Source organism: Streptomyces polyasparticus (genome assembly GCF_014493765.1).
Classification (GTDB): Bacteria; Actinomycetota; Actinomycetes; order Streptomycetales; family Streptomycetaceae; genus Streptomyces; species Streptomyces polyasparticus.
This window is the reverse complement of sequence record NZ_JACTVJ010000134.1, coordinates 1-822: the sequence shown is the minus strand read 5'-3', so window position 1 is coordinate 822 and position 822 is coordinate 1. Positions and strand designations below refer to the sequence as shown.

At 45.0% G+C, this 822-nt stretch carries 1 protein-coding gene; it reads left to right on the top strand.

Annotation, left to right across the window (positions count from 1 at the left end; all coding sequences use genetic code 11):
- Positions 1 to 44 precede the first annotated feature (44 nt).
- The coding region (locus H9Y04_RS49190) for a phosphoenolpyruvate carboxykinase (ATP) (protein ID WP_236072315.1) at positions 45 to 822 on the top strand (778 nt) is incomplete at its 3' end.

The window sequence follows — 822 nt, the reverse complement described above, 5'->3', positions numbered from 1 at the left end:
AGGGTATGACTTCGTCTACTTCTGTGGAAATCAACTTTAAGGCCATGGAGATGGTGATCTTGGGTACTGAGTACGCTGGAGAAATGAAGAAGGGTATTTTCACGGTGATGTTCTACTTGATGCCTATCAAGCACAAGGTTTTGACTTTGCACTCATCTTGTAACCAGGGTAACGAAAAGGGTGATGTTACCTTGTTCTTCGGATTATCTGGTACTGGTAAGACCACCCTTTCTACCGATCCTAACAGAAAATTGATCGGAGACGATGAGCACTGTTGGTCCGATAACGGTGTGTTCAACATTGAAGGTGGATGTTACGCCAAATGTTTGGACTTGTCTGCTGAGAAGGAACCAGAAATTTTCAACTCGATCAAGTTTGGTGCGATTTTGGAAAATGCCGTTTACGACCATGAAACCAAGGTTGTTGACTACACCAACTCCACCATCACTGAAAACACCAGATGTGCATACCCAATTGACTTTATTCCTTCTGCCAAGATTCCATGTTTGGCTGATACTCACCCAACCAACATTGTGTTGTTAACATGTGATGCTTCCGGTGTCTTGCCTCCAGTGTCCAAGTTGACCAATGCCCAAGTTATGTACCACTTCATTTCTGGATACACCTCGAAGATGGCAGGTACCGAAGAGGGAGTCACTGAGCCTCAAGCAACTTTTTCAGCTTGTTTCGGTCAACCTTTCTTGGTTTTGCACCCAATGAAATACGCTCAACAATTGTCTGACAAGATCAGTCAACACAAGGCCAATGCTTGGTTGTTGAACACTGGATGGGTCGGAGCGTCTGCTGCTCGCGGTGGAAAGA